This is a genomic window from Arthrobacter sp. B0316-1-20, assembly GCF_059091865.1.
Map to the genome: position 1 here is coordinate 1 of NZ_JBNHHC010000117.1, position 5,920 is coordinate 5,920.

Below are 5,920 nucleotides of genomic sequence, written 5' to 3' on the forward strand. Positions count from 1 at the left end.
GGTGCCCACCTCAGGTGGGCACCGCCGTCGTCCGTTTTTCAGCGGTTCAGCAGGCGGACGTGGTCCGGGTTCAGGTCCGCTACCCGGTTGACGCCGAGCAGGCGCATGGTACGGGAGATCTCCCCGCGCAGGATCCCGATGGCCCGGTCGACGCCGGCGCGGCCGCCGGCCATCAGGCCGTAGAGGTAGGCCCGGCCGATCAGGGTGAAGTCCGCGCCCAGGGCCAGGGCGGCCACGATGTCCCCACCGCTCATGATGCCGGTGTCCAGCATGATGGCGGTCTTTCCCTTCAGGGCGGCGGCGATGTCCGGGAGCACGTGCAGCGGCACGGGTGCCCGGTCCAGCTGGCGGCCGCCGTGGTTGGACAGCACGATGCCGTCCGCGCCGTGGTCCACCACCCGCTTGGCGTCCTCGACGGTCTGGATGCCCTTGACCACGAGCTTGCCCTTCCAGGTCCCGCGCAGCCAGGCCAGATCGTTGAAGGTGATGGTCGGGTCGAACATGGAGTCGATAAGTTCGCTGACCGTCCCCGGGAAGCGGGAGAGCGAGGCAAATGCCAGGGGTTCGTGGGTGAGGAAGTTGAACCACCACCCCGGCCGGTAGGAGGCGTCCAGCACGGTCCGCAGGGTCAGGGCCGGGGGAATGGTCATGCCGTTGCGGACGTCCCGCAGGCGCGCCCCGCCGATGGGGGTGTCGACGGTGACCAGCAGGGTGTCCATGCCCGCCCGTGCGGCCCGGTCCACGAGTTCGAGGGAGCGGTCGCGGTCCGTCCAGAGGTACAGTTGGAACCAGTTCCGTCCGGTCGGTGCGGCGGCGGCGACGTCCTCGACCGATGCGGTGCCCATGGTGGAGAGGGTGTAGGGGATGCCGGCGGCAGCCGCGGCCATGGATCCGGCGTACTCACCCTCGGACTGCATCATGCGGGTGAAGCCGGTGGGAGCGATGCCGAAGGGCATGCTGGCGGTGGCGCCCAGGATGTCGGTGCGCAGGTCCACATGCGCCACATTGCGCAGGATGCCCGGCTGGAACTCCAGGTCAAGGAAGGCCTGCCGCGCCCGGGCCAGCGTGATCTCCGCCTCCGCGGCGCCGTCGGTGTAGTCGAAGGGTGCCCTGGGGGTGCGGCGTCTGGCGATGGCGCGCAGGTCCCCGATGGTGTTGGCTTTCTTCAGCCGTGCGGCGGCACCGATGCCCGGTCGTCGGAACTGCAGCAGCGGGGCCAGGTCCCTGGCCTTGGGAACCCGGCGCCGCAGGGCAGCTGGTGTGGTCTGGTTCATACGGTCACGATACCGGTTTGCGCTCCAGGGAGGTTTCACCATAGGGTGTCACTATGACTCGTCGTTGGTATGCGTATTTTTCGTTGGCTCTGGAGGGGCCTGCGTCTAAGTAACGCTTCCAACGTACCTTCAGAGCCAACAGGGCAGAGAGCAATCTCTGCCCTTCGCCATTTCTCCGGCGGGTTCTGGAGGGCCAAGAGGCCCGGACAGCTCCCGCCTCCACAGGACGGGACAGACCATGACCACAATCACCGCGGCCCATGCCACCAGCACTTCCAACCTGCGCGTCAGCCGCTTCCAGCCGCTGCCTACCCCGCAGGAACTGCTGGCAGAACTGCCGCTCACGGACCGGCTTGCCGGCGTCGTCGCCCGCGGGCGGGATGAGGTGCGGGCAGTGCTGGACGGGGTCGATGACCGCCTGCTGGTCATTGCCGGCCCCTGCTCCATCCACGATCCGGAAGCCGGCCTCGAGTACGCGCGCCGGCTTGCCGTGCAGGCTGAACGGCACCGTGGGGAACTGCTGGTCGTCATGCGCACCTACTTCGAGAAGCCGCGGACGACAGTGGGCTGGAAGGGCCTGATCAACGATCCGTTCCTGGACGGTTCGCACGACGTTCCCGCCGGCCTGCGCCTGGCCCGCCGATTCCTGCTGGAGGTGGCGGACCTCGGGCTGCCCACGGCCACGGAATTCCTGGAACCCATCAGCCCCCAGTACATGGCGGACCTGGTGAGCTGGGGTGCCATCGGCGCCCGCACCACCGAAAGCCAGATCCACCGCCAGTTGGCTTCCGGGCTGTCCATGCCGATCGGCTTCAAGAACGGTACCGACGGCGGCCTGCAGGTTGCACTGGATGCCTGCGCCGCCTCCGCAGCGGCGCAGTCCTTCCTGGGGATCGACGGCGAGGGACGGGCGGCGCTGGTCAGCACCGACGGCAACCCGGATACGCACCTGATCCTGAGGGGCGGCAGCGCGGGGCCGAACTACTCCGCCGGGGACGTCGCTGCGGCCTCGGCCAGGCTCCGGCGGGCCGGTCTCAATCCGCGCGTGATCGTCGATGCCAGCCACGCCAACAGCGGCAAGAGCCATCTCCGGCAGGCGGAAGTCGCACTGGAACTGGCTGCACAGGTGGAAAGCCCGGAACGGGCCGCGGGTGCGGGGCAGACCGGCCCCGCCGCCGGTGCCATCGCCGGCATCATGCTGGAAAGTTTCCTCGTCGGGGGAGCCCAGAAACTGGATCCGGCCGAACGGGCCGGCGGGACGGTGCTGGTGTATGGGCAGAGCGTGACGGATGCCTGCATGGAGTGGGATGTTACCGCCGGCGTGCTGGACCAGTTGGCGCTGAGCGTCGGCCGCCGTCGCCAGGCTTCCGCGGCCGCAGCCACGCTCTGACCAGCGGGAACCGGATGCCATCGAATCGCCGCGCTGATACGTGACGGGTGGCTTTCACAGGAGTCACACCAGACACTAGAGTGGAGGAGTGGACGGTAATCGCTGGGTGTGTCCAGTCGGCACGCCGTTGATCTCCGCCAAGTGAAGGAAAGTGACGAAATGGCCGACGAGGGGACCTTCCCGGACGTACATTTTCTGACGGTGTCAGAAGTCGCAGAGGTTATGCGGGTTTCCCGGATGACTGTCTACAGAATGATCCATGCCGGCGAACTGCCGGCAGTCCAGTTCGGCCGCTCCTACCGTGTGCCTGAAGCTGCCGTAGAGCAATATCTGCGCGGCATCATCGGCGGGAAGCACGAAACCGCGTAACCGTTGCCGGTGCAATGGCTTCCGCCGTAGAGGCGCATGGCTGTGGCGGCCGCTGAGGGCGTGCGCGGTCAAGGGCACCCGCTGCGAGGCGGTACCCTGTTAAGGAACGTTTTACGTCATCGTAAGAATCTGTCAGTTGAAATATGCCCGGCGGCATTAGGTCCAGGCATGTCGACGCAGGCAATCAACAAGAGTTTGTGAGGACTTAAGTGGGTTCAGTAATTAAGAAGCGCCGCAAGCGTATGGCCAAGAAGAAGCACCGCAAGCTGCTTCGCAAGACCCGCCACCAGCGCCGCAACAAGAAGTAGGATCTTCGGTCCGCTCGGCCCGCTGCCCGCAAGGGTGGCGGGCCGCGGCCGTTAACAGCGCCGGCTTCCAGCAGCAGTGCCCTAGCGGCGCCGGATCCGGGCGAAGCCTTTCCAGATTCCATAGACAGCCCCGCCCATCGTTGCCGCTTTGAGCCCGAAGGTGGCGGCTCTGCGGCCGCTGCGGAAATCGTAGACAGCCCAGTTGTGCTCCTTGGCGTGGCGCCGGAGCCGGGCATCCGGATTGATGGCCACCGGATGGCCGACCAGGGTGAGCAGCGGCACGTCATTGAAGGAATCACTGTAGCCCCAGCATCTGTCCAGGTTGAGGCCCTGTTCCCGGGCGAGCTCGGCGACGGCCGTGGCCTTCGCGGCACCGTGGAGGATCTCGCCTACCAGCTGGCCGGTGTAGAGACCGTCCGCGATCTCGCCGACCGTGCCGAGCGCGCCGGTCAGGCCCAGCCGGGAGGCGATCACATTGGCTACTTCCACCGGCGTGGCGGTCACCAGCCACACCTGGCGGCCTGCCCTCAGGTGCTGCTCGGTCAGCGCCCGGGTGCCGGGCCAGATCTTCGAGTCGATCATCTCGTCATAGACTTCCTCACCCATGGCCAGGACGTCGTCTTCGGCGATTCCGATAGCGAAGGCCAGAGCGGCATCACGGATGGAGTGGATGTCATTGATGTTCTCGCCGCGCAGGCTGAACTGCAGCTGCTTCCAGGTGAAGCCGGCGACATCCCGCAGGGTGAAAGCGCGCCGCTCATAGAGCTTGCGTGCAACGTGGAACAGGCTGGCCCCCCGCATCAGTGTGTTGTCCACGTCGAAGAATGCTGCTTCCTTCAGCGGCCGGGAGGGGACAGCGGCGTCCTTCGCGTTCCTGGAGGGGGCTAAGGGCATGGTTTGAGTCTAGCTATATCCGGTGTCCGGTGCGTCGCTGCCTGCCGTTCGCGCTACCGTGTTTGCTATGAGCAATACCAACCCTGCCCCTCGTTCCCACGACCTGGTGCTCTTGACCAAACCGCAGTGCCATCTCTGCGCGGAGGCCAGGACCGTGGTCGCCCGCGTAGCCGGGGAACTGGGCATCGAGTGGCGGGAGCAGTCGATTACCGGGAACCCGGAGCTGATGGAACGCTTCGCCGAGGAAATCCCGGTGGTGATGGTCGACGGTGTCCAGCGCGATTTCTGGCACATCGATGAGCAGCGGCTCCGGCGCCTGCTGGCCGGGTAATTTGAGGGCAAGCTCACGGAGCCGGACTTTGAGCCGGTGCCAAGGGCACTTAGAGTGTAGAGATACCCAACATTGTCTGTTCAGGGGCAGTCTGTTCCGGGGCAGTGTGGCTTGGCACGCCGCAGCGTGCCTGAACGATGGAGCTGGACAGGTAGCAATGACGTCGGATATCCCCCCAGTGCCGCGCCGCGCCGTCGGGCCTTCCGGGCGCGAGATTCCGCCTGCCTCGCTCAAACGGCTCACGATCTACCTGCGCGCACTGAATGCCTTGCTCGGCGATGGCCTGGAGCGGATTTCCTCGGAGGCGCTGGCCGAAGCAGTCGGAGTCAGTTCGCCGACCCTGCGCAAGGACCTGTCCTATCTTGGGTCGTACGGAACCCGCGGCGTCGGCTACGACGTCCAGTACCTCAGCCGGCAGATTTCCGCAGCGCTTGGCCTGACGCTGGACTGGCGCGTGGCCATCGTCGGTGCCGGTAACCTGGGGCGGGCCCTGGCCGGTTATTCCGGGTTCGTATCCCGCGGCTTCGAAGTCGTGGCACTGTTCGACTCTGACCAGCTGGTGATCGGTCAGGAAGTCGGATGGCTGCGTGTCAGCCCTGTCGAGGATTTGGAACCGGTGCTGGAGCGGACCCGCGCCAACATGGCGGTCCTCGCGGTGCCGGCCAAGGTAGCCCAGGCGCTCTGCGACCGCTTGGTGGCCGCGGGTATCAGCAGCATTCTCAGTTTCGCGCCGATCGTGCTGCAGGTTCCGGAGCACGTCCAGGTACGCAAGGTAGACATGGCCACCGAGCTGCAGATTCTTGCCTACCACGCACAGCGGGCGCAGGATCCGGACCTGCAGTCCGAACCCGGCGCCCGCGCCGCCCAATAGGCGGCAGCCGTCAGAAGCCCCGCGGCTGCGGCTTGAAGTATTCGCTGGATGGCTTGAGCCACAGCATGACGACGGCGACGACGCCCAGCAGGACGTACAGCGCCGGAAGCAGGCCGCCGAAGATCCCGAAGAGGGACAGGACCGCGAAGACCGTGGCCGTGATCCGGGCCCAGTTCTTGCCTTTCTTCACCAGGAAGGCCATCAGCACGTACAGGCCGGTGACGATGATGCCCGTAATGAGTACCGATGTGCCGTACATGGCCAGGAACGTTTCGCGGTCCATCGCGCCGCCGGAGAGCTCCATCAGCTGGTCCATCTGGCCGGGCAGCAGTTGGGCTTCAGGATTGATGGCGCCCAGGATCGCAGCGAGCAGGTAGAGGGCTCCGGCCGCGAGGATCAGCCAGAAGGCGATGACCACTTCCTTGGGCGCGGTGCGTGGGGCACCGGCGCTGGCCTGGCTGGGATAGTTGTAGCCGGCGGCCT

Annotated in this window: 7 protein-coding genes and 1 pseudogene; 5 read left to right on the forward strand and 3 right to left on the reverse strand. The window is 66.3% G+C overall.

From position 1 onward, the window contains the following. Positions 1-38 precede the first annotated feature (38 nt). On the reverse strand, positions 39-1,274 hold the full coding sequence (locus AC5RW2_RS39870) for an alpha-hydroxy acid oxidase (RefSeq protein ID WP_494029110.1): 1,236 nt from the start codon (positions 1,272-1,274) through the stop codon (positions 39-41). 238 nt (positions 1,275-1,512) lie between these two features. On the opposite strand from AC5RW2_RS39870, the gene AC5RW2_RS39875 reads away from it, so the two are divergent. From AC5RW2_RS39875 to AC5RW2_RS39885, 3 genes are all read left to right on the forward strand, one after another. After that, entirely contained in the window at positions 1,513-2,664 is a 1,152-nt protein-coding gene (locus AC5RW2_RS39875; RefSeq protein WP_494029111.1) for a 3-deoxy-7-phosphoheptulonate synthase, read from the forward strand. Between the two features lie 159 nt (positions 2,665-2,823). Continuing rightward, positions 2,824-3,033, forward strand: coding sequence for a helix-turn-helix domain-containing protein (locus AC5RW2_RS39880; protein WP_494029112.1), 210 nt, complete (start codon positions 2,824-2,826; stop codon positions 3,031-3,033). A gap of 209 nt (positions 3,034-3,242) precedes the next feature. Beyond that, positions 3,243-3,341, forward strand: a complete 99-nt coding sequence (locus AC5RW2_RS39885) for a 30S ribosomal protein bS22 (RefSeq protein WP_003792170.1) — start codon at positions 3,243-3,245, stop codon at positions 3,339-3,341. Between the two features lie 81 nt (positions 3,342-3,422). Here the strand turns inward: AC5RW2_RS39885 and AC5RW2_RS39890 are convergent, their stop codons facing one another. Then, positions 3,423-4,235, reverse strand: a complete 813-nt coding sequence (locus AC5RW2_RS39890) for an HAD family hydrolase (protein WP_494029113.1) — start codon at positions 4,233-4,235, stop codon at positions 3,423-3,425. 67 nt (positions 4,236-4,302) lie between these two features. Between AC5RW2_RS39890 and AC5RW2_RS39895 the strand changes: the two genes are divergently transcribed. Together AC5RW2_RS39895 and AC5RW2_RS39900 are read left to right on the forward strand one after the other, a co-directional pair. Further along, positions 4,303-4,566 carry a glutaredoxin family protein gene (locus tag AC5RW2_RS39895; RefSeq protein WP_494029114.1) on the forward strand — a complete coding sequence of 88 codons (264 nt, stop codon included), beginning with the start codon at positions 4,303-4,305 and terminating at the stop codon, positions 4,564-4,566. A gap of 157 nt (positions 4,567-4,723) precedes the next feature. Then, positions 4,724-5,437, forward strand: a complete 714-nt coding sequence (locus AC5RW2_RS39900) for a redox-sensing transcriptional repressor Rex (RefSeq protein WP_494029115.1) — start codon at positions 4,724-4,726, stop codon at positions 5,435-5,437. Between the two features lie 10 nt (positions 5,438-5,447). Here the strand turns inward: AC5RW2_RS39900 and AC5RW2_RS39905 are convergent. After that, a pseudogene (locus tag AC5RW2_RS39905) lies at positions 5,448-5,920 on the reverse strand (hypothetical protein); the annotation flags it as partial.